Genomic DNA, 26,021 nt, shown 5'->3' with positions numbered 1-26,021 from the left:
ATTAACAATAATATGTTTGCAGAGAAAAAATTAAATAGAGCTAACGGTTTCGCGGAGACTATGGATAGATACATCAAGAATTGGCCTTATTTTTTAATCAGCATTTTCATCGCTTTAGGTTTGGTATATGGTTTTATCTATATCACACCATCCACATACAAAATTACTAGTACACTGTTAATCCAGGATGACAAAAATGGATCCGCAATGTCCAACAGTACGGCTTTTAGTGATCTAAATATGTTTCAAACGGTTAAAACTGTAGATAATGAAATTGAAATTTTAAGATCTCGCGATCTAATATCGCAAGTATTGACAGAATTAGATTTTCAAACAACATATTTTCAAAAATCAGGATTAAAAAATACTGAATTATATGGCCAAACGCTGCCAATCAAGGTCGAGATTCAAGAATTGAAAAAGGGAGCATATGCTAGGAAGATTGAAATAACTCCGATAAATGATACGCAGTTTCGTCTGACTGATAGTACATTGAACCTAGTTGTTGGATACAATCAACTTATTGAGAATAAAAACTATTCAATTAAAGTTAATAAAGGTCCAGCTTTCTCAAAGGATTTTGGTACGATTAATATTCAGTTTAAGGATTTATATAAATTAACGGAAACATATAGTTTGTTGAAATTGAAAATTATCCCTGTGGTGAAAGATGCTAATACCGTAGTGATTAGTCTCAATGATAATGTTCCGCAAAGAGGCGTTGATTTTTTGACACATTTAATTGAGAAATACAACATTAATAATGTAAATAATAAAAATATCATTGCTGAAAATACCATTAAATTTATTGACAACAGGTTGAAATACTTGACCAATGATTTAGTTGGCGCGGAGCAAGATGTGGAGAATTTCAAGAGACAATACGAATTGACGGATATCAATATTGATGCGCAAATAAATGCAGCTAGATCTGTTGAATATAATCAATTATTAGGTGAATCTGTTACTCAGCTCAATCTAGTAAAATCATTAGAAAGCTATTTCAGAGATAATCAATCTCCTGGAAGTTTGGCTCCAAGTGCTATGGGAATACAGGATCCAATCTTAAACGGAATGATAGCTAAATTCAATGATATTCAACAAGAGCGGAATAGAATGCTACGTACAGCAAATCCTGAAAATCCTTTAGTGATAAATTTGGATAATCAATTGTCCAATTTAAGAGGGAATATTCTCGAGAATTTGAAGTCTGTAAGAAATCGATTTGATATCGAAAGAAATAATTTTCAGAAAAATTATGCTCAATATAATCGTAAAAGTAAATCTGTACCTACAATAGAGCGTGGATTGTTGGAAAAAAGTAGGGAGCAAACTGTAATGTCTACTTTATACCAATACTTACTACAAAAACGTGAAGAAACAGCTTTATCATTGTCTACAACTGTTCCAACTTCACAAATAGTAGATAAGCCAGCATATAATACAACACCGATTGCTCCAAAAGTACCTATGCTTTATTTATTTGGTTTCTTCGTAGGGATGTTCGTTCCGGCAGGGATCATATATGCTAGAGGATTTTTTAACAATAAGGTACGCGATGCACGCAGCATTGAACTTACAGGAGCGAGGTTGTTAGGAGAGCTTTCTCATAATTTGGATAATAATACGAATGTGTTTAAGGCGGATCGACGGTCTACTATATCCGAATTGTTTAGATATATCCGTATGAATTTGGGATTTATGGTGAATCAAAAGCACAAGGTAATATTGGTCACTTCTAGTATGAAAGGTGAAGGTAAAACATTCTTTAGTATTAATCTAGCTACGACCTTAGGTATGCAGAATAAAAAAGTGGTGATTTTAGAATTTGATTTGAGAAGGCCAGCCTTACTTAAGAAATTAAATTTGCCCACAACAGTTGGTATTACTGAATATCTAAATGATGATCAATTATCTATTGATGAGCTAATCCAACCAAGTTTCTTGTCTGACAATGTTAGTGTGATAGGCTGTGGTAATATTCCTGAAAATCCTGCTGAGGATATGATGAATCCTAAAATAAGCATACTGATTGAGGAACTAAAAGAACGCTTTGATTACATTATAATAGATACCTCACCAGTGGGACAAGTAGCTGATGCATTTAGTTTGGCTCCATATACTGATGTAAGTATTTATTTGGTCAGATATAATTATACAAATAATTACCAATTAGCAATCCTTAAGGATATCAATGACGAAAACAAATTTAAAAACCTTTTGGTAGTGTTTAATGACGCTAAAAGAGATAAGTCTCAGAAATATACGTATGGTGGATATGGCTATGCTATGCAAGACTAGCGCATTCCAATACATATAAAATAATATAAATATATATAGTCATAAAGACTGTAAGCATTGTAGTAAAAAGATCCAACACCGCAGGTGTGTTGTAAAAGTTAACCTGCAACCAATTATTAAGCCGTAACCAGTTAATACTAATTAACATTTCAAAAAAACCAAAAAAAACATCGCTGTAAGTGATATGGCGAAGCCATGCGAACCTTTGAAGCGAATCTAATACACTTATAACTCCTTAGTCTAAAATATCTATTATGGAAACTATAATTAATTACAGAAGAAGACTTAAAAAGAATTGGTTAGTGATATATGTACGACCAAGATGGGAAAAGAAAGTTGATAAACTACTACAAGAACAAGGAATAGAAACTTTCTGTCCTCTAAGTACTACAGAAAATCAATGGGCAGATAGAAAAAAGAAAGTAAGTGTTCCTCTATTTAATGGATATGTTTTCGTAAGGATAGATGATAGAGATTTGACTAAAGTAAGATATACGATGGGGGTGCTGAATTACATCTATTATTTAGGAAGACCGGCAGTCATACGTGATTCAGAAATAGAAAAATTGAAGGAGATGGTATTGAATTACAATAATCTCGAAATAATTAACTTAAATGATTTTGAACCTGGTGACAGAGTGAGAATTAGAAGTGGATTGTTCACTAATCAAGAAGGAAAAATTATCCAAGTTCAAGGAAGAACTGTGCTTATGTCTTTTGACAATATGGACTGTGCAGTAGTAACACGAATAGAAATTAATCAATTAATAAAAGCAAAACCTATAAAAAAAGCATTATGTACGAATTAAAACCTGAAAACATAGCCATCATCGGGCTAGGTTATGTTGGTCTTCCACTTGCAGTGGAATTTGCGAAAAAACACAAAGTAATTGGATTTGATATTCTTCAACAAAGAGTGGAAGAATTGAATCAAGCGAAAGATAGCACGTTGGAAGTGTCTGAAGATGAATTGTTAAATGTTTTGACCAATAATGTATCAAGCTCAAAGGGATTATATTGCACTAGCAATAAAGACTTATTAGCCTCATCATCAATTTTTATAGTCACTGTACCTACACCTGTTGATAAAAACAATAGACCAGATTTGACGCCACTGATAAAGGCTAGTAGGCTAGTAGGAAGTGTATTGAAAAAAGGCGATATAGTTGTGTATGAGTCAACTGTTTATCCTGGAGTGACCGAAGATGAATGTGTGCCAATTTTGGCCGAAATGTCTGGATTGGTATTTAACGAAGACTTTTATGTAGGCTATTCTCCCGAACGTATCAACCCTGGTGACAAACAGCATACAGTTGCTAATATTTTGAAAATTACGTCGGGCTCTACACCAGAGGCTGCTACACGGATAGATAATTTATATAATTCTGTAATCAAAGCTGGAACTTACAAAGCATCGTCGATAAAGGTGGCGGAGGCAGCTAAAGTAATTGAAAATGCACAACGTGATATCAATATAGCTTTTGTCAATGAATTAGCCATGATATTCAATCAACTAGGGATTGACACCTCTGAAGTACTGAAAGCAGCTGGCACAAAATGGAATTTTTTGAATTTCAAACCCGGTTTGGTAGGAGGGCATTGTATCGGTGTTGATCCATATTATCTAGCACAAAAAGCACAAGAAGTAGGCTATCATCCAGAAATTATCCTTGCAGGTCGAAGAGTGAATGATGGGATGGGAAAATATGTAGCTGATCAGTTAATCAAGCAAATGATTTCGAAGAACATAATCATTGTTGGAGCAAATATTTTAATACTAGGTTTTACATTCAAAGAGAATTGTCCAGATGTTCGAAATACTAAAGTGATCGATATTATTAAAAGATTGCAGGAATATAATGTCAGTATAACAGTACACGATCCTTGGGCAAATGTGGATCATGCACAACAACATTATGGTATTTGGTGTGAGAATGGTTCTTCAAAGACTAGAAAATATGATGCAGTGGTTTTAGCTGTTGCACATTCAGAATTTGAAGAAATGGATATCAGCTCACTGTTGAAACCAAAATCAGTGCTATACGATATAAAATCTATGCTTCCAAAATCTATGGAAGCGATGCGATTGTAGAATGAAATGAGCATAATACGCAAAACTAAATTCGCATTTATTTGGTCAATACTTCAACAATTTAGCGTCAAATTCATAGGTCTTGTTATTAATATCTTTCTAGCAAGAATTCTTAGCCCATCAGATTTTGGGTTAATAGCTATGTTATCTGTCTTCATACTACTAGGTAATTCATTGTTGGATAGTGGACTCGCTTCTTCTCTTGTTAGGAGCAGAATGACTGGACAAAAAGATTATTCCACCGTATTCATATTCAATTTGATTGGAGGTGTAACTGTGTATGGTATCTTATGTCTCAGTGCACCTTTTATAGCTGATTTTTACAGACAGCCTCTTCTAATTGATATTATTAAGGTCTACGGTTTAACCTTTATTGTCAATTCATTTTTTAGTATTCAGAATACATTGTTGATCAAGGATATGCGCTTCAAACAACTTGCGCTAACGCAGATTCCTGCTGTGACAATAGGAGGATGCTTAGGGATATTCTTAGCTACAAGAGACTATGGGGTGTGGAGTTTGGTTTGGATGAATTTATCAGCTTCTATAATTACTACGCTGATACATTGGTGTCAATCCTCATGGAGACCCAAATTAATATTTGATAAAAAAAGTTTCCATAAGCACTTTTATTTTGGATACAAAATGACCTTGACCGGCTTGCTGGACACAGTGTATAAAAATTTGTATACCATTATCATAGGGCGTTTTTATGCAGTTATACAATTAGGTTACTATGCAAGAGCAGATAGTTTAAGCCAGTTGCCTATCGGAATAATTGCTACAGCAATCAATAAAGTTGCTTATCCCATGTTTTCATCATTTTCACAAGACGATGAGAAACTGAAAAAAGCTTACAAAATGTTGATGCAGCAGGTTCTATATTGGAACGCGCCCAGTTTGATTCTTCTAGCCATAATTGCCAAGCCTTTAATTGTTTTACTCATCACTGATAAATGGTTGCCCGTAGTTCCGTATTTCCAAATTTTATGTATAGCAGGGATAATGTACCCTCTTCATTCATACAACCTAAATATTTTAAAAGTAAAAGGACAAAGTGGACAGATCCTAAAACTTGAAATAATTAAAAAAGTTCTAATGGTGATCGGCATTGTATGTGTGTTCCCATTTGGGATAATGGGGTTATTGTATTTTCAGATATTTTTTACAGTTTTTGCTTACTACATTAATTCCATCTATAGCGGCAAGCTGATCAATTATCCTCTAATCGAACAAGTCAAGGATATATATCCGATACTTTTATTATCTGGTTTATTAGGTTTAGTCGTGTTTTATTGTGATCAGCTTGTATTTGCACATCTATCTAATATTTTGAGAATCATACTTTCGGGAATAACCTATGGTGGCTTGTATTTAGTTTTTAGTCAATTGTTTAAGTTATCTCCACTTGCCGATTTTAAACAAATAATTTTAAAGAAATGATACCCGTAACTAAACCTTTCTTGCCGTCTCTAACAGCCTTTCAAAGTTATGTGGAGAGTATTTGGACCAGGCAATGGTTGACAAATAATGGCCCTCTGGTTAATGAATTCGAACGTGAGATGAAGAATCATCTGAATTTATCTAACTTTCTTTTTGTAACGAATGGAACCGTAGCACTGCAGATGGCCATTCATGCGCTTGATCTAAAAGGAGAAATTATAACAACTCCGTTTTCTTTTGTCGCCACGACAAGTAGTATTGTATGGCAAGGTTGTAAACCTGTATTCGTGGATATCGACAGCGAGACTTTAAATATTGATGTAACGCAAATTGAAGCAGCTATTACACCGTATACAACAGCGATATTGGCAACACATGTATTCGGTAATCCTTGTGATATCGAGGCCATAGAGGCAATTGCAAAACGTAATCGTTTAAAAGTTATTTATGATGCAGCGCATTGCTTTGGAGTCAATTACAATGGCAAATCTATCTTTTCGTATGGTGATGTAAGCATTACTAGTTTTCACGCAACAAAATTATTTCATACCATAGAGGGAGGTGGAATCTTTACAAAGAATGAACATCTACTTGATAAGATCAATGTGATGCGAAACTTTGGTTATAGTGGTACAGATACTTTTTCGGAAGTAGGTACTAATGCTAAGAACTCCGAAGTCCACGCCGCGATGGGATTATGTAATCTTAAACATATTGACGAAATATTAGAAAACAGAAGAGAACTTTATAATTTTTATAAAGAACATTTATCAGATTGTGATCTACAATTTCAAGTGATTCAGACTAATACAGATTTCAACTATTCTTATTTTCCTGTGATTTTTGAATCCGAAGAAGCGATGCTTGATTGTAAACTTCAACTTGAAAAAAGAAGCATTTTCTGTAGAAGATATTTTTATCCGTCATTGTCTGCTTTGCCATATATCAACAAAAAGGATATGCCGATATGTGATTCTATTGCAAAGAGAATAATGTGTTTACCTATGTATCATACATTGAGCAAAATTGATCGTGCATTAATAGTCCAAATAATTATTGATACTCAGCAGAGTTTTATACGTAACCGCATAGCGATCCAAGCGCTAGAGAGCACATCAGATCCTATAGTAACTGCTATTTAATTTTTATACCTATGAAGAGTCCAGACGAGCCAATTATGGTGAGTATTTTTTGTATTACTTATAACCACAGCAAATTTATTACAAAAGCGATTGAAGGTTTTTTAATGCAGCAATGCAATTTTAATATTGAAATTATTATAGGCGATGATTGCTCCAATGATGGAACTACACAGATTATTGATGAATATGCAGCCAAGTATCCACATATTAAAAGATTGATTGCGCCCCATAATTTGGGACCAACCCAAAATATGATTCGAGTGGCACTGGCGGCAAAAGGGAAATACGTGGCCACTTGTGATGGTGACGATTATTGGACTGATCCTTTGAAGCTTCAAAAGCAAATTGATTTCTTAGAAAATAACCCAGAATATGTTATCTGTACGCATTATACACGCAAGGTTAATGCTGATGATACAGAAGTTACTTATTTGAACTTTAACCCAAAACCCCTTAGTTACTCTTTCAATGACTTGATAATCAACAAACAAGATCATACGAGTACGGTATCATTGATATACCGAAATATTGAGGAAGTAAGGAATATTTATTCGCAGGATTGGTTCATGAAAGTAAATGCATGTGACAAGTTTTTGAAATTGTACTCTACTTGGGTGACAGGTAAAAAAATATATGTTTTACCCGAAACTATGAGTTGCTATAGAAGACATGTGGGTGGTATTTGGAGTTTAATTCCTTATATCTCATTGAGAAGAAAACAAATAAGTGATTTCAACTTGCTGATCAAAGTATTTTCATATACACCGACTCAAAAGGCGAGGTTATTGAGATTTTACCTAAAAAGATACTTCATGTTTGATTTAAAATATTCAAAGCTTTCAAATGCCTTGACTACAATTAAAGCCATAATAAATTAAAAAATGCAGAGAAAATTATTGTTTGTGACCCGTAACTTATCTGGTGGTGGGGCAGAACGAGTAATTAGTAATCTAGCCAATTATTTCAGTACAAATGGTTATGATGTCACCTTAATCTGTTTGGACAAAGGTGATAATAAATACTATATCGCTCCAAGTGTCAAAATTGAATCACTAGTTGAAAGAAAATATAAGGAAAATCTTATCGTCAGATTATACTATGCTTTAATGACTTTTATCAAACTACTACGAGTTATTAGAAAGGAAAAGCCTTATTGTACTATTTCTTTTATTACATCAGTAAATATTTGGACAGGTTTGTGTTGTTTTTTACTTAATACAACATATATCGTATCGGAGAGGACTGCTCCTCACTACTCAATTAATAAGCTCAATGCCTTATCTAAATGGTTCGCCTATAAAATTTACAGTAAAGCTAAGGTAGTGGTGTTACCTTCTAAAAGGATGCTAGAGAAATATCATACAATACGTCATTTCAGAAATTTAAAAAACTTCGCTACAGTATATAATCCAGTTAATAAATTCAAAAGTCCCTCTACGAATTCGGTACATCCGAAAAATTTTATCCTGGCTGTCGGAAGGTTAAATAGTAACAAACGGTTTGAAATGACAATAGATGCCTTTAGTGAGCTACGAGAATATGATGTAGACTTATTGATTTCAGGTATAGGGCCTATAAAAGACACCTTAGTGAAACATGTTGCTGAGTTGGGATTAAGTTCTAGAGTACAATTTATCGGTTTTCAAGAAAATATTCAAGATTATTATTCTCAGGCGACACTCTATGTATCGACTTCCGCAGTAGAAGGATATCCCAATTCTTTAGTGGAGGCGTTGAGTTTTGGTTGTCCAGCTGTAGCAACAGATTGTGAATTCGGGCCATCAGAAATTATTGAGAATGGCAGTAATGGTTTTCTAATTCAATTAAATGATAAAGAAGAGTTAGTTATAGCGATGGAAAGATTGTTGAATGACACGGAATTAAGATCAAAATTTTCTAACAATGCAATAAAAATTAATGAAACCAATTCAATTGATACTATAGCAACTCATTGGAATAATTTAATACAGTCATGATTAAGAAGATAATGTTTTTTGTGTTGATGTTCATGTTTATGTACGTGACTACATTCAATATTTTCATGTCTGAAATATTTAGAATTCCTGCGCCTATTATTTTTCTAGCACCATTAATGATTTTTTATAAAGATGAAGATGTAGATTTCGTGTTTGGTTATGAGGCAATAGTGTTTTTTATAGCCACATTGCTTTACACATTATTAGCCGAACAAGATATTGCTAGTTTTTTTGCCTTTCTGATTAAGTTGGCATGCTTGGTAATGTTTTTCAATTTCATTATTGCGAGTAATATCAAAAGATTCAATTTAGCCATTTATATTTTTATAACATTATTATTTCTTTCAGGGATAATAATGTTAATAGATCATCAATTCAAGATTGCCGATTTGAGATCTATGCTAGTCTTTACTCCAATAACCCAAAGTCCTTCTGGAATTTCAGTGACGCTATTTATTTTCGGTTATCAAATGGCTGCTTTAACAGCATTTTTGTTACCATTTTTAATACTTAGTCGAAAAAACTGGTTATTGAGTTTGGTTATAATGGCATTTGCTATTTGTTTCATATTTTTTGGTATGCAACGGTCTGTATTAGTGTCTTTTGGCTTGTCTAGTTTGTTGTTTATCTTGTTTTATTATCGTGCTAAATCTGTTTTCATTTTAGGAGGCATAGTTATATTGCTATTTATAGGCCAGAATTTTTCAGATCAGTTTTCTAGTGATAAAAATCAACAAAACATTCTGAATAAAAATGTAAAGCAAACAAATAACAATGAGGATCGGGGAGATCTAATGACCGAAAATCTAAAAGTAATAGCTGATTATCCATTTGGACTTATTTTTTACAATAAAAGTTGGAATGATGTTGTTTGGCATAACCATGTTTATAAAAATGGATCAGTAATTATTACCTCACACAATGCGTATTTGATGTTTATTACATATTTGGGGCCGTTAATTGGACTTTTATTATTGCTGTTAATCTATTGGAAGCTAACGCAAATCGTATGGAACTCATTCAAAAACATTCGGCAAAAGGAAAATATTATGCTGTTGGCTTTGAGCTGTTCGTTTATCGCAATATCAGCTAATTCTATGTTTCATAATGATTGGCTGTTATCCGCCAATGGACCTACACTTATACTTTATTTCTCTCTACTGCATTTGACCAAAATCAAAACAAATAAACCTATCATAAATCTATAAATTATTAACAAATGATTATTCCTTTTTCACCCCCACATATCGACCAATCTGTGGTTGATCAGGTATTGGATACACTCAAGAATAAATGGGTCACTACAGGACCAAAAGTTAAAGAACTTGAGCAGGAAATACTTAGTTTGACAAAGTCAGACGCTGCAATATGCGTGAATTCGTGGACATCAGGTGCTATACTAATGCTAAAATGGTATGGTATAAAACCAGGTGATGAAGTTATTGTTCCTGCATATACCTACTGTGCTACTGCGCTAAGTGTACTGCACTGTGGAGCCACACCAGTGATGGTTGATGTTCAGGATGATTTTAATATTGATCCCGAAAAGGTGCGTAATGCAATCACACCACGCACAAAAGCTATCATAGCAGTAGATTTTTCGGGATGGCCTTGCGACTATGATGTATTGAAAGCAATCATAACTTCACCCAAAGTAGTTAAACAATTCAAGCCTGAGACTAGCAAGCAAATAGCTTTAGGTAGAATTCTACTCATTTCTGATGCAGCTCATTCTATTGGCAGCATGTACGAAGGTGTAGCAGCAGCTAAGAAAAGTGATGTTACCATCTTTTCATTTCATGCTGTAAAGAATATTACAACAGCTGAAGGAGGTTGTATTTGTTTGAATCTACCGCCAGTATTCAATGTACAAGAAGAATATAGCTATTTGAAAATGTATACATTGAACGGTCAGAATAAGGATGCGCTAGCTAAATCAAAAGGAGGAGGATGGCGGTACGATATCTTGTTTCAAGGATTGAAAATTAATATGCCTGATATATGTGCAGCGATAGGACTTGCACAAATCAAAAAATACAATGATGACTTATTACCAGCGCGAAAAATCATTGCGAAGCAATATTACAATGGCTTCAGAGAACAAAAATGGTTTGTATCACCTCCATTAATTGATATTCATCGTGAGTCTTGTTATCATTTATTTCCTCTACGCATTAAAGGTATATCCGAAGATCAAAGAGATACTATTATTGATGAATTGACGAAGTTAGGAATTTCAGTTAATGTTCATTTTATTCCATTACCAATGTTGACATTTTTCAAAAAAATAGGATACAAAATTGAAGATTATCCAGTTGCATATAAAAATTATTCGACTGAAATATCATTACCAATCTATCCGAATTTATCTCCAAAAGAGGTAAAATTCATTATCTCCTCTCTGATAAAAATTGTGAACAGTCACATGGTGGTACCTCAGAAAAAAGTAGCTGAATCAAGTCTTTTAATGCCAGTATAAATAGTTGTGATTATGGACTTAAAAAGATTTATTGATATTGTAGGATCATCATTGGGCTTACTATTATTACTACCAGTTTTTATCCTGATAGCTATTCTGGTCGCTATTTCTTCTAAAGGTCCTGTTTTTTTTAAACAATGTAGAGTAGGCCTTAACATGGTAGATTTCCACCTTATTAAGTTTAGGACCATGTATGTAAGTACAAATAATAAAAGCTTACTAACCATCGGAAGCAATGATAGTAGGGTGACGAAAGTGGGCTATTATTTGAGAAAATATAAGCTCGATGAGCTACCGCAGTTAATCAATGTTTTACGAGGAGAAATGAGTTTAGTGGGGCCGAGACCTGAGGTTCGTAAATATGTGAATCTTTATGATGATCAGCAACGCTATGTTTTATCGGTAAAACCTGGAATTACAGATTGGGCTTCAGTAGAATTTTTTAACGAAAGTGAACTATTGGCTCAAGCAGAAGATCCTGAAAGCTACTATATACAGCATATTATTCCTATAAAGATTACTCATAATCTGAAGTACGTGGCAAAGAATAGTATTTATACAGATCTAAAGATTATTTGGATGACTTTTAATAAAATTATTACCCATTAGCCTATGCATTCAATTTCAAAGAAATTTAGCAAGAAAAAGGTTTTTTTTATGCTTGCTTCGTTATCATCTGGGGGTTCAGAGCGTGTATTTTGGAGTATCGCGCAAGGGTTGGATAAGGAAAAATATGATGTGACCATCGTAATCCTAAATTCAAAATCCAATTGTTATTCTACGGATTTAGACAAAGTACGCATTATTGACTTAAATACTCTTAAAGCATCTAAATCATTTTTCGCATTATATAAGCTTTTAAAAAAGGAAAAACCTAATGTCGTCTTTTCAACAACGGATCATATTAACATGCTGATATCACTTGTTGCACGATTTGTTAAAGGGCCGAAGTACATAGCCAGAGTTTCTAATACTCCGTCAGAGCAAATCTTATTTGATGATTTAAAAACAAGATTTTACGCACTATTTTCAAAATTGAACTATCAGGTTTTTGATAAAATAATTTGTCAAACAAATAGAATGAAACAAGCTGTTCTCAAGGATTATGAAACAGAACCCTCTAATACTGTAGTAATACATAACCCTGTATTGAAAACAGAACTTTTGAAAGTAAATGCCAGAGACATTAAAAAAATCAAACTATTAATCGTTGCTAGGTTTTCGCCAGAAAAAGGTTTAGATCGAATGATTGATGTTTTTGCAAATTTACCCTCTCATTATGAATTAAGTATGATTGGAGTTGGGCGCTTGAAAGAAGATATCATGAAAAAAGTAGACGAATTTAATTTAAATGATAGGGTAAAGTTTTATGGTCAAATCAACAACGTTAAAGAGGTTATGATCGAACATGATTTGGTTGTTCTTAGTTCGCATACGGAGGGATTTCCTAATGTGCTAATTGAAGCCTTATCTGTTGGACTTCCAATTGTAACTTTTCAAGTAAGTGGTTCTAAGGAACTTATCGTTGATGGTTTTAATGGTTTTGTGGTGCCGCAAAATGATTTACTTGGGTTTAAAGAAAAGATAATTCAGGCTACTAGCAAAGTTTGGGATCATGTAGAAATAAAAAGAGAAGTGTACAGAAAATTTGATTTAGAAAATATTAGTAAATCATACGAAAAATTAATCAACTAACATCTACAATTATGTGTGGTATATACGGTTCTACATTTCCATACTCAGACGCTACCGTTAATGAAAAAATGGAAAGGATCAAATTTCGGGGGCCCGAATTTACTGGTGTACAGCGATATGATAAAGTTGTTTTTGCGCACAATAGGTTAGCTATTATTGATATAGATCCGCGCTCTAATCAACCTTTTACATATTTGCATTTAAATATAGTCTTTAATGGTGAAATTTATAATTACCAAGAAATCCGAAAAGACTTAGAACAGAAAAATTATCATTTCAATACCAATTCTGATACCGAAGTTATTTGTGCTGCCTATTTAGAATATGGACGCGATTGCTTGAGATTATTCAATGGAATGTTCGCATTTGTAATCTACGATACTTTTAGGAATGAATTTTTTGGAGCTAGGGACAGATTGGGAAAAAAACCATTTTATTATTTACATGATTTTAAAAACTTTGAATTTGCTAGCCAACCTTCACAGATAAGTGTTAATAATAATTTGACAGTAAGCGAGGATGCAATTGGACAATATCTTTCCTGGGGATATATTCCTGAGCCGCAATCAATTTGGAATGAAGTAAAACAATTGCCACCTGCACATTGCTTCACTTATAATTTAAGTAACAGCTCTTTAAAAATAGAAGAATACTGGACATTAGATTACAGCTGGGAACGTAAATTTACAGGAGACTACGAAGACGCGAAACATCACTTAAAGAATTTATTATCGGATTCTGTTAAAATACGGATGCACGCTGATGTACCGCTCGGAGTGTTTTTGTCAGGTGGAATAGACTCTTCCTTAATAGCTTCGATGGCTTGCGAGGAAGTTACAAATGTTAAAACATTTTCCATAAAATTTGATGTAAAGGGATTTGATGAGAGTGTGTATGCAGCTCAAGTAGCGGATTATCTGGGTACGGATCATCATACAATAGAATGCAATTATGAAGAAGGAATTGATTTGATTGAAAATTTCACAACTTATTATGATGAACCTTTTGCAGATTCTAGTGCTATTCCTAGTATGCTTTTATGTAAAAATACGAGAAAGCATGTAACAGTTGCGCTGAGTGGAGATGCAGGAGATGAGCTTTTTTTGGGATATCACAGGTACAAATGGATTAAACAAGCATGTGAATTATTCAAAACCCCAGCAAGTATAAGGGGAGGACTAGCAAATCTTATCAATCTATCTCCATTCTATAAGCATAAACTTATTGCTATGGGATTATCAATCAAAAACATTGAAGAGTTGTATATAAGAATGTTTGATATGGAAAATTCTTGGGTAAAAAATCCAGATTTAGCAATAAAGAATTCTTTTAACTATTTACTTGAAAACCCAAATAAACCATTACTTGAACGTGTATCAGATTTCGATATCAAGACATATTTAAGCCACGATATTAATACGAAAGTAGATCGCGCATCAATGGCATTTTCTTTAGAGTCGAGATCTCCTTTGATGGATTATAGAGTTGTTGAGTTTGCACGAAGTCTTCCTACACATTTCAAATATCACAATGGGAATCAAAAGAAAATATTGAGAGATATTTTATTTGAAAAAGTTCCTGCATCACTTTTTGATAGACCAAAATCAGGTTTTACTATGCCTTTTAAACATTGGTTTAGAAATGAACTCAAAGGTTATGTAATGGATAATCTATCATTAGATAAGCTGAAAGATATACCTGGAATAAATGTGAAAAGAACAGAAGAAATTATTCTTCAACATATGTCAGGCAAATGGAATAGATATCCTCAAATCTGGAAATTATTAGTGCTGTCGCAATGGCTTTCAAAAAATAAAACAGTAACTACAAAAGAATTAGTTTGCTAGTATTCAATTAAGTAGATATGGATTGGACACAATTCTAAAACTTAAATTACAATGATGTCAACTTCAAAACCAAAAATTAATCTTATTTCACTTACAGATAGACCTAATGGGGCAGAAAATGTTTTGCTTAAGATGGCTATCAGCGTGAATGGTAATTTGATATTTATAGCAAAAAACCAAGATACTCGTCTTGTAATACCTGAAAATCTAAGTACAAAGTATCTTTCTCATAAAAGTAAAGTTGTGGGGATGATCAAGCTTCTTCCGCTATTGGCAAAAATGCATAAAGATCAAATTGTGATGAGTACTCATCCTTACCTGAATGCTTATCTTGGTATTTGCAAGCGTATTGGATTATTCAAAAATGAATTGATAGTGAGAGAATGCACTTCAATATTTACAAGGTTTTCAGGATTTAAAAAATTTGTTTATCAAATTCTTTATAAGCTAGGATATCCTGCTGCGGATCTCGTTGTTTGTCAAACGGATACCATGCTCAATCAATTAATGGATCACAATCCATTTTTAGACTCTTCGAGAGTAATAGTTCAGCCTAATCCTATTGATGTAGATAAAATTATGGATTTAGGAAATGAACATTTAAATCAAATTCACGAGGGGGAACAATTTATTTGTACAGCAGGAAGGTTAATACCAGAAAAGGGATTTGATATACTTATCCAGGCATTTGGCATTGTTCGAAAATCAAATCCAAAAATCAGACTTCTTATTTTGGGTGAGGGAAAGGAAAGAGAAAAACTGACAAATTTAATTAGTGATCTCGAATTACAACATTCAGTTGTTTTAAAAGGATATATTGCTAATCCAGTTCCATACTTTAAACATGCAAAAGTGTGTGTTGTATCTTCAATCACCGAAGGTTTTCCTAATGTTTTGTTAGAAATGATGGCATCAAACCCAGCTGTAGTATCCACGATGTGTGCTGGCGGGATTGATTCTATACCAAATATTACGACAGTTGAAGTTAATAACGTTCTGGCATTAGCTACTGCGATACAAAATACATTAGATAATACTCAAACAAAGGATAATCCACATATAGATTATTTATTGAAGCGAAGTCCACAAAATTTTTCGCAATCCATTCTTAGAGCATTAGCTCAATAATATAATTCAATTACACATTTTATTGTCTCTGCACTGCTTTTTGAGACAACATTCATATCAAAATTTATAACCTTATGAAAATTTTAATAACTGGTACAGCCGGATTTATCGGCTCGCATTTGGCAAAACGTTTGTTAGAAAGAGGGGATACTGTAGTAGGTATCGACAACATCAATGATTATTACGATGTCAATTTGAAATATGACAGACTTAATGAAGCTGGAATTGATGCAAGAGATTTAGCATATGGAGAAGCAACGACAAGCTCCATATATTGGAATTATACATTTGTAAAATTGGACATTTGTGATGATGATAACTTGAAAGAGTGTTTCAAAAATTATGAATTCGATGCGGTATGTAATTTAGCAGCTCAAGCTGGTGTCCGTTATAGCATTACGAATCCCGAAGCATATATAGATACTAATATCAAAGGGTTTCTAAATATTTTGGAATGTTGCCGACACTTCAAAATTGAACATTTATTATATGCAAGTTCATCAAGTGTGTACGGTCTAAACAAAGCTATGCCATTTTCAACACATGAAGGTGTGAACCATCCAGTTTCTCTGTATGCTGCATCCAAAAAAAGCAATGAGCTAATGGCACATGCGTATAGCTACCTATTCAATCTTCCAACCACTGGCTTAAGATTCTTTACAGTTTATGGACCTTGGGGTAGACCAGATATGGCATTGTTTATCTTTACTAAAGCAATTATAGAAGGGAAGGAGATTGAAGTGTATAATAGTGGGAATATGAGTAGAGATTTTACTTATATTGATGATATTATAGAGGGCATTGTTCGTGTAATTGATAGCCCTGCAAAATCCAATCCTAGTTGGAATGCACACCAACCTGATCCAGCAACTTCAAATGTACCATATACAGTTTTTAACATTGGAAGGGGGGAGCCTGTCAGTTTACTAAATTTTATTACTGAAATAGAAAATAATACGGGCATTGAAGCAAAAAGAGCCTACTTGCCTATGCAAGCTGGGGATGTGGAAGCAACTTCTGCTGATATAAATGACTTGAAAGAAAACCTTAACTACCAACCTATAACGAGTGTAAAGGAAGGTGTGAAGAACTTTGTAAATTGGTACAACAACTATTATACAAACAGTGCTAAAAAAGCTGAACCAATTGAGTTGCAAAATAGTTTATCATAGTATTGTCACAAAAATCATTTTGTTAACTTTATAAAATTAGTTAATAAATTAATAATTAATAATTTGTAATTGACTGTTTTACAGATATAAACGAATTATTTATTTTTAAAACATTCTTATATTTTAATCTTTACTTGCTTTTGTTTAAATGAACTAATCTTTTACGTTTGCGTCAAAGGGTTAAAAAAAAAATAAATAAATGCAAGGAAAAACAAAATTTATAGCAAAAGTGGTTTCAACAACTTTATTGTTTGTCGCCTTTTTGGGATTAACCAATTGTCAAAAGGAAGAGGCCATTTTAACGAGCTTTGAGACTCCTATTATAAAGGGTGAAATTGATAAATCGGCATCTACTACATCAACTAACGTTATAAAAGGATCGTTGGTAAATAGTAATTTACGTTCAGACGGTGGTTATGCTTATAAGATTACTATACCTATTGAAGATGGTGATTCGCAAGTGAATCCTAACCAGTCTACCTTAAAGCTTTTTGAGAATGGAAAGGAGATAGGGGGAGCGCACGCTGTGCATAATGATATTAGAAATATTGGACGAGGAAGATTTAGTCATTGGGGAAAAACTCTTATTTTCTCCGCATCAGATAATACGAATCCTATGAAAAACGGTAGAACGTATACTTATACGGTGACTAATAATTCAATAGTAGCGCCTCCACTACCAGCTCCTTCCACTAAACCTAGCGAATCACTAGTGAATACATCTGGATTAATGGGGTACGCTATGGTAAATGGCACTACAACAGGTGGTAAGGGCGGTACAGAAGTCACGGTAAATACACTGGCTGCTTTAAAATCAGCTTTGAGCGATAATACACCGAGGATTGTCTACATAACAGGAACGATCAAAGGGGCTGGAGATGACTTTGTATATGTAAGATCTAATAAATCTATTATAGGTAAATCAGGAGCTGTTTTACAGGGTATCAATTTTTTCGTTTTTGATGTGAGTAATATCATAATTCAAAATATAAAATTTAGAAATTATGTAAATCATGCAGCAATCCAAATCAAAGATAAAGCACATCATATTTGGGTTGATCATTGTGATTTCACAACGAGTAAAGATCGAGGCTGGGATTATTGGGGTAAAGATATATCTATAACAAGAGAGGCGGATTATATTACTGTATCTTGGAATAGATTTCATGACACACATCTTTCAGTTTTAATAAGTGGTGGCATTAAAGGACATGAGAGTGATGCCGGAAAGTTGCGTGTCACTATGCACCATAATTTCTGGTATAATGTCTCAGAGCGAGAGCCATCTGTGAACTATGGTAGAGTACACATGTTTAACAATTATCACCTAAATAACAGCGGATATTCTTTAGGTGTTAGAGCAGGAGCCATTATTCGTACAGATAATGAGTACTTCTCTAATGTTAAAACTCCATTGATATCAAAGATAAATCAAGATCCTGCTGGTTATTTTAGCGGTATTAGTACCAATATCTACTACAATAGTGGTGCTAATATTATTACTACTGCAGAAAGTAAGTGGGTACCAGAATATGAATACAAATCTTACCTACATGCTGCGAAAGATGTTCCTACAATCGTAACGAATGGTGCTGGACCGAAATAATATTTATTGTTTTCATATTATTTACACAGTTTTTAGTTTGTTACTCTGTAATTAAATCAGTATCCACAAAATATAAACCTAACCAAATATTAATTCTAATTAGTAAGCCACCTATATGGTGGCTTTGTAGTTTATTCATATTTCGAAATGAAAAAAATAAGCAAAAAAAAGAAAATACTAATCGTTTGTGATTCTTCTAAGTCATTATTGGATTTTCGGGGAAAACTGATTGAAAAGTTACAGGAGAAAAACCAAGTTTATGTATTTACGCCTATTATTAAAGATACTGCTATTCGCAATCAACTAAATAAAATGAATGTGATAGTCAAAGAAAGTAATCTTGATGGAAGTAATGTGTCAGTTTTTTCCGACTTACAGTTTATCATTTCGCTACGCAAACAGATAAGACAGATTAGGCCAGATATCTTTTTTCCCTATACACTCAAACCTGTAATTTATGGAACTATACTTGCTAAAAATTCGGGTGTCAATTGTATTGTGCCTATGATCACTGGTCTGGGATACAATTTTACAAAGGGGAATAGAACCAATAAGTTAGTAGCCAACTTTACTAAGTTACTATTGAAAATTAGTCTAAAGTCGGATCCTCGACTTAGTTTAGTATTGCAAAATAGAGATGATGCGCAAGACTTACTTGATTTAAAGATCATTAACGCTACACAAAATGTTCATGTTGTTAATGGATCTGGAGTTGATCTCACGCACTATGCCTATGCTGAGCCCAATATCAATTCTGTCACTTTTTTGATGATAGCGAGGTTGATAAATGCTAAAGGCGTAAAAGAATATTTCGAAGCAGCAACGAAAATAAAATCTAAATATCCAAATGTGAAATTTCAGTTGGTAGGTGATTATGACAGAAATATTGATTCCATAAGTGAAGAACTTTATTGTCAAATCATAAAAGGTGATATCATCGAATATGTTGGATTCGTGAATGATGTGCGTCCATTAATTAATAAGGCATCCGTCGTAGTATTGCCATCCTATTATCGTGAGGGCGTGCCTAGGGCACTATTGGAGAGTATGGCGATGGGTAGAGCTGTAATAACTTGTGATAGCCCTGGATGTAGAGAAACTGTAAATAGTGATCCTAATAAATCCAACGGATTCCTAATACCAATAAAGGATTCTTATGCTTTAGCTTCCAAAATGGAATATTTCATTTTGAATAGAGAAGAAATCATCGATTATGGCAAAAAGAGTTTGGTGTTCGCCAAAGAAAAATTTGATGTCAATCTTATAAATAAAGATATGATGAAAATCATGGAACTCGATTATTAGATCGAACAATATTCAACACAGGATTAAACAACTTAAACCATAAAATATGAAAAATTCATTTGCTTACAACAAAGCAACTTTAAAAGAGTTTCGCGAGACAATGGATAACTACGGATGGATCATTTACGAACGAGCTATCCCCCAAAAATTGATTTCAAGAATCACATCTGAATTGGAAAGTGCCTATGAAAAGAGAAGGCAAATTCAAATTTCTAATGGTATCGCTGGTAATATGGCTGGCACATTACACCATTTATTAGAAAAGGATAATTTTAGTCTTCCTTTACTCGAGAATATGTATTGCAATAGAGAATTAAGGGATTTTTTAGGAGGTAATTATATTCTTAATGGTATAAACGGAGTTATCAATTCACAAAGTAACAACGCTTATATTAATAATATCCATAGGGATGTGCGTACATTCAGTGTAGAGCAAAATTTCATGATTCAAATGATCATTCCTCTAGATGATTTTACAACATCTAATGGTGCTACGCACTTTCTTTCTGGCTCACATAAAATTGATCAAGTGCCCGATGAGAAGCATTTTCGCTTGTATGCAAAACAAGCTATTGCGAAAAAAGGAAGCATTATATTGTTTAATTCAAACCTCTGGCACGCAGCTGGAACAAATTTTACTAATAAACCAAGGCGTGCATTAACACTAGGTTTCACCAAGCCATATATCAAACAACAATTTGACTACCCTAGATATTTAGGATATGATTTTGGTAAAAATTTAACAGATGGTTTGAGACAGGTAATAGGTTATAATGCAAGAATACCTGCAAGTTTAGAGGAGTATTACGTACCACGTGAGCGTAGAATGTACCAAGCGGATCAAGGGTAAAACTATGAAAGTATTGAATTCTTTAAAATCTATCGGTGGGTATATGCCATTGCAGATACCTATGGGTGTGAGTTATTACCCAACATTAGTTCCTTTAAATACAGGCAGGAATGCCCTTGAATATATCTTGAGGCTGAGAAAATATACTAAAGTGTATATTCCATACTTCACATGCGAGGTGCTTTTAGAGCCATTTAATAAACTTAATATCGAATATGAGTTTTACAACATTGATGTAAATTTAGATCCAATTCTTGATTTCAAGTTGGATGATAATAGCGCGCTGTTGTACACGAATTATTTTGGCATTAAGACTAGTACAGTGATGTGGTTGTCTAGCATTATTAAAAATCTAATTATTGACAATGCTCAAGCCTTTTTTGTTAAACCTATATCAAATGTAGATACATTTTACTCATGTCGTAAATTTTTTGGCGTACCAGACGGAGCATATGTTTCTACTTCAACTCAAATAGGGTTGAATTTAAAAACAGATTTGTCTATGGGTAGGATCTCACATTTATTGACATCCATAGAAAAAAATATCGAAGATGGGTATCAAGATTATTTAGCAAATAATGAAATGTTGGTAAATAATGAAATCAGAAAGATGTCTACTCTTACTACAAAATTATTAGAAGGGATTGATTATGAGGGGTGTGAGCTAATACGAAAAAATAATTTTTACTTTCTACATAAACATTTGGAGAAAATAAATAGGCTAAGGATCGAGATTACGAATGAAGATGTCCCTATGGTATATCCATTGCTCGTAGAAGATGCTTCGTTAAGAGAGAGATTGATTGAAAATAAAATCTTTATACCAACCTATTGGCCAAATGTATTTGACTGGGCAAGCCCTGATAGCTATGAATATTTCTTAGCTAAAAATTTGATAACTATACCAATTGATCACCGCTACAATATGCAAGATATGCGTAGCATATTAGCAATATTAAATTCCTTATTATGAGTAACCCAATTTATTTAAGACCACTGCAGATTGAAGATGCACGAAAATCATTCAAATGGAGAAACGATGCTGAAATTTGGACCTACACTGGTTTTGTGCCAACTCAAGAAATCACATTAGATATAGAAGAAAAATGGTTGACTAATGTGCTAAAAAACGAAAATGAAAAACGTTTTGCTATTTGTCTATCGAGTAACGATGAGTATATAGGTAACGTACAGCTCAGGAATATAATAGATAATACGGCTGAATTTGAACTTTTCATTGGAGAAAAGCAGTATTGGGGAAAGGGTATTGGCTTTGAGGCAACTAGACAAATGCTACAGATCGCTTTCAATAACTTGAACTTACAAAGTGTTTATTTGTACGTTCATCCTCAAAATATAATAGGAATTCGCTGTTATTATCGTGCTGGTTTTAAATTTATCTCCGAGGACGAAAAGATAAAAATGGTTGCAAGTACCAATTCTACAGCTTGCTAACCATATTTAATATCAACATCTATCTACTACCTATATCTCTTTTCTCCCTATAGAGATACACAATAAGTTATTCTTAATAATCATTTATTAACAATATTATGAAAACTAAAACTAGTGATGCGTTCACTATTACTTTAGCTGAAAAAGACATTTGGACTCAATATGTTTCTAATGCTTACAAATATGATTTTTATCATACATGGGATTACCATGATCTGGCTAAAATCGGTGAACCTATACTTTTTGTATATGAAGATGAAGACGACTATATAGCTCTTCCTTTATTGAAACGTCCTGTACCAAACTCGAATTATATTGATTTCCATTCTGTATATGGATATACCGGTCCTATTTCAAATAAGGATTTTGACGATTTGAATGATCAATTCATTAATAACTTTCAAAACGTTTTTCTACAATTCCTGAAAGAGCAAAACTGTCTAAGTGTTTTTGTGAAATTTCATCCTTTTTTTAACCAGGTAAAAGCATTGGAAGGTATGGGAGGTGTATATGATAATGGTAAGGTTGTAGCTGTTGATTTGATCCAACCTTTAGAGAATCAGCATAAAAGATATAGAACTCAAACTAGAAAAACTATAAGGAAAACCCGAGAACTAGGTTTTTATACGCGTCTCAAGCAAAGTCAAGAGGATATTAGCGCATTTACAAAGCTATATAATCAAAGTATGGATCGCATTGGAGCATCGAGTTTTTACAAATTCAACGAAGCGTATTTCACTTCTTTGCTGAATTCTAAGCAATGCAATGCAAAGCTATTACTCGTTTTTTTTGAAGACAAATTGGTTTGTGGTAGCGTGATTACTTTTACGAAAGGTATTATTCAAGCGCATTTGCTTGCTACAGATATTGAGTACCTAAGATATTCCCCTGCAAAATTCATGAACGATGAGATTTGTTTGATGGGCAGAGAAATGGGAATGGAATATTTTCATCTTGGAGGAGGTCAAGGTTATCAGGACAATTCGTTGTTCGATTGGAAATTGGGTTTTTCGGACCTCGTGCTTCCCCACAAAAGTTGGCGCTTTATTGTTGATCAAGATGCTTACAATATTCATGTTGAGCAATCAGGAAATGATATAAATAATCCAATTGATTTCTTTCCTCTATATAGATTAAACCAATGATTTGCGTGTTAAATACTTCCTAATATAATTCTACAATGAAAAACTTAATTCTTGGTGATAAATTTCACTCAAAATGGCTAATACTTCTTATAGATCAGTTCATAGTTATATCGACTTTGGTATTCGGGCTTGCATTTATTAATGGATATGAATATATAGAGGTGTTAAATACAAATAACGTTCAGTTCTTATTACTCTATAGCTTAATATCTGCGGGTATTTTTATTTTCTTTCGTGTAAATACAGGCATAATGCGTTATTCTAACACAGGTGATATGCTTCGTGTATTTTTAGCGGTGCTTTCTATCAATCTGGTTTTTGTAACTGTTTATAGTTTATTTACTCGAATCTTTCCACAGCAATTAACGGGACTAGAAAAAGTATTGGTTTTAAATTTTTTCTTCTCTTCATCCTTACTTATTCTATTAAGAGTAATGATTAGATCGATGTATTTGTCATTCAATAATATTAAAAATAGTGTTAAAGAAAATGTATTAATCTATGGTTCTGACGACCAAGCCATACTAATTAAAAAGACTTTGGAGCTGGATAATACATCAAGAATGCATGTAATTGGTTTTTTAGCAGATGACATGAAGCGCTCGGATAAATATATCGAACAGAAAAAAGTATATGCTGTAGATTCTTTGTCTATTATAAATAAATCAGAAAAAGTATCAAAAATTTTGGTGTCTGAAAATAATTTTACCTCGTCCTATTACAAAAAAATAATGGATGAGTGTAGTGAAGTAGGAATAGAGTTGATCAAAGTTCCTTCTTCGGAGAAATGGCTTGATGGGACATTCGATAGCAATCAACTTAAGAATATTAATATTGACGATCTTTTGGGGCGTGAGCCGATATCTCTTGATAAGAAGAATATCTTGAGTGAGCTAAAGGGAAAAAGAATACTTATAACAGGCGCTGCAGGATCTATAGGATCTGAAATTGTTCGACAGACACTGAATTATGATCCGAAGATGGTCATTCTTTGTGATCAAGCTGAGACACCATTGCATGATTTAAGATTAGAAATTGAAGAACAAGTTCACTTTAGTAAAATCAAAATTTTTATTTCAAATATTCAGAATGAGGACAGAATAAGAACACTTTTTGAGACATATCGACCAGATATTGTATTTCACGCTGCTGCATATAAGCATGTGCCTATGATGGAAGAGAATCCTTCTGAAGCTATTTGGACCAATGTTTTAGGTACTAAAATATTAGCCGATATAAGTGTAAAATTTGGTGTGGAGAAGTTTGTGATGATATCTACAGATAAAGCTGTACGACCCACGAATGTCATGGGAGCTTCGAAGCGATTAGCAGAAATATACATTCAGTCTTTGGATGGTATGTGCAATTATTATCCTTCGAAAACCAAATTTATTACAACTCGATTTGGAAATGTGTTGGGGTCTAGCGGATCAGTGATCCCTCGGTTCAAAAGTCAAATAGAACGCAAAGTACCAATAACCGTCACCCATCCTGAAATCACTCGCTATTTTATGACCATTCCTGAAGCTGTGGAATTAGTGTTGGAAGCAGGAGCAATGGGAAATGGAGGAGAGATATTTTTATTCGATATGGGCGAGCCAATAAAAATTGTTGATTTAGCCCTTAATATGATAAAACTGGCTGGATTAAAGCCATATGTAGACATTGATATAGTATTTACAGGGCTTCGACCTGGAGAGAAAATATATGAAGAGTTACTATTGATGGAAGAAAGATTAATCTCGACTCATCATCCAAAAATTAAAATATCTCAAAACATATATCATAATTATTTGCATATCAACCACGAAATCGAAGAACTTATAGCTATCAACAAATCAGCTAATGATTTTGACGTAGTGAAAAAGATGAAAGAAGTATTGCCAGATTATATCAGCAATAACTCTAAATACCAGGAATTAGACATTCTTGAAGTTAATTAAATAATTTTTTACCATATTTTTTATCATGAGTATACATTTAGGAAGTATTCTGGAGCAAGTTATACGGATGGAACGCATTGGGATTAGCGAACTGTCACGAAAACTAAAAGTTAGCAGAAGAACAATCTATAATTGGTTTGAACAAGAAAATTTAAATATTCAAATCATTCTAGAAGTTGGTAATCTAATCGGATACGACTTTTCCAATGATCTACCTCAATCCGTGCTGAATAATCACCGTCATTTTTTAAGAGATGAAGAAAAACCTTTGAGTTCTGATCTTGAAGATGATACCAATTCAGTCTATTTCTGGATGAATAAGTACGTCACATTACTGGAGAAGTATAATGAATTATTAAACAAAACATCTACAAGTCGTCCTTCTACAAACAATTTTATAAAAAGGAAAAATGGTCATCATTAATAAAATATTACATATTTT

General features: G+C 33.4%; 22 protein-coding genes. All 22 read left to right on the top strand.

The annotated features are described in order from the left end of the window. Nucleotides 1-12: 12 nt before the first annotated feature. Nucleotides 13-2,301, top strand: coding sequence for a GumC family protein (locus GOQ17_RS08170; protein WP_159636831.1), 2,289 nt, complete (start codon nt 13-15; stop codon nt 2,299-2,301). Between the two features lie 254 nt (nt 2,302-2,555). Then, the gene (locus tag GOQ17_RS08165; RefSeq protein WP_159636830.1) at nt 2,556-3,110 is read left to right on the top strand and encodes a UpxY family transcription antiterminator; all 555 of its coding nucleotides are present in this window, start codon (nt 2,556-2,558) and stop codon (nt 3,108-3,110) included. After that, nucleotides 3,098-4,393 carry a nucleotide sugar dehydrogenase gene (locus tag GOQ17_RS08160; protein WP_159636829.1) on the top strand — a complete coding sequence of 432 codons (1,296 nt, stop codon included), beginning with the start codon at nt 3,098-3,100 and terminating at the stop codon, nt 4,391-4,393. The genes GOQ17_RS08165 and GOQ17_RS08160 overlap by 13 nt, the downstream gene beginning before the upstream one ends. A 6-nt stretch (nt 4,394-4,399) precedes the next feature. Continuing rightward, nucleotides 4,400-5,836, top strand: coding sequence for a lipopolysaccharide biosynthesis protein (locus GOQ17_RS08155; protein WP_159636828.1), 1,437 nt, complete (start codon nt 4,400-4,402; stop codon nt 5,834-5,836). Next, a complete protein-coding gene (locus GOQ17_RS08150) occupies nt 5,833-6,978 on the top strand; it encodes a DegT/DnrJ/EryC1/StrS family aminotransferase (RefSeq protein WP_159636826.1) in 1,146 nt (381 codons plus the stop codon). Before GOQ17_RS08155 ends, GOQ17_RS08150 begins: the two co-directional genes overlap by 4 nt. Nucleotides 6,979-6,989: 11 nt before the next feature. Beyond that, on the top strand, nt 6,990-7,856 hold the full coding sequence (locus GOQ17_RS08145; protein WP_159636825.1) for a glycosyltransferase family 2 protein: 867 nt from the start codon (nt 6,990-6,992) through the stop codon (nt 7,854-7,856). 3 nt (nt 7,857-7,859) lie between these two features. Further along, complete coding sequence (locus tag GOQ17_RS08140; protein WP_159636824.1) at nt 7,860-8,954, top strand: glycosyltransferase; 1,095 nt, start codon at nt 7,860-7,862, stop codon at nt 8,952-8,954. After that, nucleotides 8,951-10,162, top strand: coding sequence for an O-antigen ligase family protein (locus tag GOQ17_RS08135; protein WP_159636823.1), 1,212 nt, complete (start codon nt 8,951-8,953; stop codon nt 10,160-10,162). Before GOQ17_RS08140 ends, GOQ17_RS08135 begins: the two co-directional genes overlap by 4 nt. A gap of 11 nt (nt 10,163-10,173) precedes the next feature. Further along, nucleotides 10,174-11,433, top strand: a complete 1,260-nt coding sequence (locus GOQ17_RS08130; protein WP_159636821.1) for a DegT/DnrJ/EryC1/StrS family aminotransferase — start codon at nt 10,174-10,176, stop codon at nt 11,431-11,433. A gap of 12 nt (nt 11,434-11,445) precedes the next feature. Then, on the top strand, nt 11,446-12,042 hold the full coding sequence (locus GOQ17_RS08125) for a sugar transferase (protein WP_159636820.1): 597 nt from the start codon (nt 11,446-11,448) through the stop codon (nt 12,040-12,042). Between the two features lie 3 nt (nt 12,043-12,045). After that, complete coding sequence (locus GOQ17_RS08120; protein WP_159636819.1) at nt 12,046-13,128, top strand: glycosyltransferase; 1,083 nt, start codon at nt 12,046-12,048, stop codon at nt 13,126-13,128. An 11-nt stretch (nt 13,129-13,139) separates the two neighbouring features. Further along, complete coding sequence (gene asnB, locus GOQ17_RS08115; RefSeq protein WP_159636818.1) at nt 13,140-14,975, top strand: asparagine synthase (glutamine-hydrolyzing); 1,836 nt, start codon at nt 13,140-13,142, stop codon at nt 14,973-14,975. A gap of 51 nt (nt 14,976-15,026) precedes the next feature. Beyond that, complete coding sequence (locus GOQ17_RS08110) at nt 15,027-16,103, top strand: glycosyltransferase (protein WP_159636817.1); 1,077 nt, start codon at nt 15,027-15,029, stop codon at nt 16,101-16,103. Nucleotides 16,104-16,177: 74 nt separating this feature from the next. Continuing rightward, nucleotides 16,178-17,275 (top strand): NAD-dependent epimerase, encoded by a 1,098-nt coding sequence (locus GOQ17_RS08105; protein WP_159636815.1) that lies wholly within the window; start codon nt 16,178-16,180, stop codon nt 17,273-17,275. Between the two features lie 199 nt (nt 17,276-17,474). Further along, the gene (locus tag GOQ17_RS08100) at nt 17,475-18,881 is read left to right on the top strand and encodes a pectate lyase family protein (RefSeq protein ID WP_159636814.1); all 1,407 of its coding nucleotides are present in this window, start codon (nt 17,475-17,477) and stop codon (nt 18,879-18,881) included. A gap of 147 nt (nt 18,882-19,028) precedes the next feature. After that, nucleotides 19,029-20,186 carry a glycosyltransferase family 4 protein gene (locus tag GOQ17_RS08095; RefSeq protein ID WP_159636813.1) on the top strand — a complete coding sequence of 386 codons (1,158 nt, stop codon included), beginning with the start codon at nt 19,029-19,031 and terminating at the stop codon, nt 20,184-20,186. Nucleotides 20,187-20,232: 46 nt separating this feature from the next. Next, nucleotides 20,233-21,036: a phytanoyl-CoA dioxygenase family protein gene (locus tag GOQ17_RS08090; protein ID WP_159636812.1), complete on the top strand. Its 804-nt coding sequence runs from the start codon at nt 20,233-20,235 to the stop codon at nt 21,034-21,036. Nucleotides 21,037-21,040: 4 nt separating this feature from the next. Beyond that, on the top strand, nt 21,041-22,009 hold the full coding sequence (locus GOQ17_RS08085) for a hypothetical protein (RefSeq protein ID WP_159636811.1): 969 nt from the start codon (nt 21,041-21,043) through the stop codon (nt 22,007-22,009). Beyond that, nucleotides 22,006-22,491: a GNAT family N-acetyltransferase gene (locus GOQ17_RS08080; protein WP_159636810.1), complete on the top strand. Its 486-nt coding sequence runs from the start codon at nt 22,006-22,008 to the stop codon at nt 22,489-22,491. The genes GOQ17_RS08085 and GOQ17_RS08080 overlap by 4 nt, the downstream gene beginning before the upstream one ends. 98 nt (nt 22,492-22,589) lie before the next feature. Beyond that, nucleotides 22,590-23,636 (top strand): GNAT family N-acetyltransferase, encoded by a 1,047-nt coding sequence (locus tag GOQ17_RS08075; RefSeq protein WP_159636809.1) that lies wholly within the window; start codon nt 22,590-22,592, stop codon nt 23,634-23,636. A 35-nt stretch (nt 23,637-23,671) separates the two neighbouring features. Then, nucleotides 23,672-25,579, top strand: coding sequence for a polysaccharide biosynthesis protein (locus tag GOQ17_RS08070; RefSeq protein ID WP_159636808.1), 1,908 nt, complete (start codon nt 23,672-23,674; stop codon nt 25,577-25,579). A 25-nt stretch (nt 25,580-25,604) separates the two neighbouring features. Further along, on the top strand, nt 25,605-26,003 hold the full coding sequence (locus GOQ17_RS08065; RefSeq protein WP_159636807.1) for a hypothetical protein: 399 nt from the start codon (nt 25,605-25,607) through the stop codon (nt 26,001-26,003). Nucleotides 26,004-26,021: the final 18 nt, after the last annotated feature.

This window comes from Sphingobacterium composti (genome assembly GCF_009829075.1).
Classification (GTDB): domain Bacteria; phylum Bacteroidota; class Bacteroidia; order Sphingobacteriales; family Sphingobacteriaceae; genus Sphingobacterium; species Sphingobacterium composti.
This window is presented reverse-complemented; position numbering and strand designations above follow the sequence as displayed.

Bases quoted from the DNA above. Each gene is read 5' to 3' on its own strand.
- GOQ17_RS08170 (WP_159636831.1), top strand. From the start codon at position 13: ATGTTTGCAGAGAAAAAATTAAATAGAGCTAACGGTTTCGCGGAGACT.
- GOQ17_RS08165 (WP_159636830.1), top strand. From the start codon at position 2,556: ATGGAAACTATAATTAATTACAGAAGAAGACTTAAAAAGAATTGGTTA.
- GOQ17_RS08160 (WP_159636829.1), top strand. From the start codon at position 3,098: ATGTACGAATTAAAACCTGAAAACATAGCCATCATCGGGCTAGGTTAT.
- GOQ17_RS08155 (WP_159636828.1), top strand. From the start codon at position 4,400: ATGAGCATAATACGCAAAACTAAATTCGCATTTATTTGGTCAATACTT.
- GOQ17_RS08150 (WP_159636826.1), top strand. From the start codon at position 5,833: ATGATACCCGTAACTAAACCTTTCTTGCCGTCTCTAACAGCCTTTCAA.
- GOQ17_RS08145 (WP_159636825.1), top strand. From the start codon at position 6,990: ATGAAGAGTCCAGACGAGCCAATTATGGTGAGTATTTTTTGTATTACT.
- GOQ17_RS08140 (WP_159636824.1), top strand. From the start codon at position 7,860: ATGCAGAGAAAATTATTGTTTGTGACCCGTAACTTATCTGGTGGTGGG.
- GOQ17_RS08135 (WP_159636823.1), top strand. From the start codon at position 8,951: ATGATTAAGAAGATAATGTTTTTTGTGTTGATGTTCATGTTTATGTAC.
- GOQ17_RS08130 (WP_159636821.1), top strand. From the start codon at position 10,174: ATGATTATTCCTTTTTCACCCCCACATATCGACCAATCTGTGGTTGAT.
- GOQ17_RS08125 (WP_159636820.1), top strand. From the start codon at position 11,446: ATGGACTTAAAAAGATTTATTGATATTGTAGGATCATCATTGGGCTTA.
- GOQ17_RS08120 (WP_159636819.1), top strand. From the start codon at position 12,046: ATGCATTCAATTTCAAAGAAATTTAGCAAGAAAAAGGTTTTTTTTATG.
- asnB (WP_159636818.1), top strand. From the start codon at position 13,140: ATGTGTGGTATATACGGTTCTACATTTCCATACTCAGACGCTACCGTT.
- GOQ17_RS08110 (WP_159636817.1), top strand. From the start codon at position 15,027: ATGATGTCAACTTCAAAACCAAAAATTAATCTTATTTCACTTACAGAT.
- GOQ17_RS08105 (WP_159636815.1), top strand. From the start codon at position 16,178: ATGAAAATTTTAATAACTGGTACAGCCGGATTTATCGGCTCGCATTTG.
- GOQ17_RS08100 (WP_159636814.1), top strand. From the start codon at position 17,475: ATGCAAGGAAAAACAAAATTTATAGCAAAAGTGGTTTCAACAACTTTA.
- GOQ17_RS08095 (WP_159636813.1), top strand. From the start codon at position 19,029: ATGAAAAAAATAAGCAAAAAAAAGAAAATACTAATCGTTTGTGATTCT.
- GOQ17_RS08090 (WP_159636812.1), top strand. From the start codon at position 20,233: ATGAAAAATTCATTTGCTTACAACAAAGCAACTTTAAAAGAGTTTCGC.
- GOQ17_RS08085 (WP_159636811.1), top strand. From the start codon at position 21,041: ATGAAAGTATTGAATTCTTTAAAATCTATCGGTGGGTATATGCCATTG.
- GOQ17_RS08080 (WP_159636810.1), top strand. From the start codon at position 22,006: ATGAGTAACCCAATTTATTTAAGACCACTGCAGATTGAAGATGCACGA.
- GOQ17_RS08075 (WP_159636809.1), top strand. From the start codon at position 22,590: ATGAAAACTAAAACTAGTGATGCGTTCACTATTACTTTAGCTGAAAAA.
- GOQ17_RS08070 (WP_159636808.1), top strand. From the start codon at position 23,672: ATGAAAAACTTAATTCTTGGTGATAAATTTCACTCAAAATGGCTAATA.
- GOQ17_RS08065 (WP_159636807.1), top strand. From the start codon at position 25,605: ATGAGTATACATTTAGGAAGTATTCTGGAGCAAGTTATACGGATGGAA.